Consider the following 1532-nt stretch of genomic DNA (forward strand, 5'->3'; position numbering starts at 1 on the left):
CGACCGGGGGCTGTACCTCCGCTACCGGGGCCCTGGTTCCGCGGAACAGGCGCCGTCGAGGTCGGCCGAGCGCGTGCTGCTGATCGGGTCGTCGGGCGCGACGTCGTCCGTGCCCGTGCCGGTCGACGAGCTGTTCCGGAGCTCCGGCTTCTCCCGCGCGCGCGAGCACGCGCTCGCGTCGGACCTCCCGTGGTTCGTGCTCAGCGCCAAGCACGGGCTGCTCGACCCCGGCGACGTCATCGCGCCCTTCGATCTCGAGCTCGCCGACCGGTCGACGGGCTACCGCAGCGCCTGGGGGGAGTGGGTCGTCGCTCAGCTGGCCGAGCGCGTGCAGCTGTCGGGCGTGGCGGTCGAGGTGCACGGCGGCGTGGACTTCGCCCAGCCGCTGCGCCAGCCGCTGGCGCGCCGGGGTGCCGCGATGGAGCTGGCGCTGCCCGGCACGTGGCGGGAGGGGGACGAAGACTCCGACCGCTCCGACCCGGAGGACGGCGAACCGCCCGTGCGTGCCGCGCTCGGCCGGCTGCTCGCCTTCGTCGGCCGGCACCGCCCGCACACACCCGGGTGGAGTGCCTCCGCGTCGTCGTCCCTGCGTTGTTGATGTGACGCGTGCGGCGGTTCGAGGCCGCCCCGTTCCCGGACGGTTCCGGGCGGTCCGGCGGCTGCCGATGCGGTCCCCGTAGGGGTGCGTCTCCCCGGTTCCGTCGGACCGACGTGCGAGCGTGCCCGCCATGTCGAGGGGGAGGACGCGTTGACCGGGCTCGTGACCGGAATCCTGCTGCTGGCAGGTGCCGTGCTGCTGCTGGGACTGGGGCTGTCGATCCGGTCCGGACGGCGCTCGCGGGCGGCAGCGGAGGTCCGCATCGCGCAGCGTCGGCACCAGGTCGGCGCCCGGCAGGGCGGGCGCCCCTCGGTCCCCGTCCCGTCGCTGCACGTCTCCGACCGGCCCGCCGCACCTGACGAGCGCCTGCCGTTCGCCGAGCCGGGCATGCGCGGCCGGCTGTTCCACTACGGCGGCGACGGACCCGGCTTCGAGGTCGACGCCCCGTACGCCGTCATCGACGTCGAGACCACGGGCTTCTCACCCGCCAAGGGGGACCGCGTCGTCGAGATCGCCATCGTGCGGGTCGACGCCCGCGGCCGCGTCGAGGACGAGTACGCGACGGTGCTCAACCCCGGCCGCGACGTCGGACCCGTGTTCGTGCACGGCATCTCCAACTCGGAGGTGCAGGACGCGCCGCGCTTCGAGGACGTCGCCGGCGAGATCCTGGCGCGCATCGACGGCGGGATCGTCGTCGCCCACAACGCGGTGTTCGAGGAGCGCTTCCTGACGGCGGAGTTCGACCGGGCCGGGATCGCCGTCCCGATCAGCCCGGCGATCTGCTCCCTGTGGCTGGCCCGGCGGACGCTTCGGTCGCCCAACCACAAGCTGACGACGCTGGCCAAGGCGGCCCGCCTCTCGACGGTCGACGCGCACGCCGCGCTCGCCGACGTCCGCACGGTCGCGGCGCTGATGCCCCGGATGCTCGGGACGT

At 74.7% G+C, this 1532-nt stretch carries 2 protein-coding genes; both read left to right on the plus strand.

What is annotated here, in order from left to right; all coding sequences use genetic code 11:
• Window positions 1-598, plus strand: a 598-nt coding sequence (locus E4P40_RS27500) for a DUF6884 domain-containing protein (RefSeq protein ID WP_209305560.1), incomplete at its 5' end; no start/stop codon positions are given.
• Window positions 599-748: 150 nt separating this feature from the next.
• Window positions 749-1532: exonuclease domain-containing protein (locus E4P40_RS27505; protein ID WP_280790666.1), on the plus strand; the 784-nt coding region annotated here is incomplete at its 3' end.

The organism is Blastococcus sp. CT_GayMR20 (genome assembly GCF_004570345.1).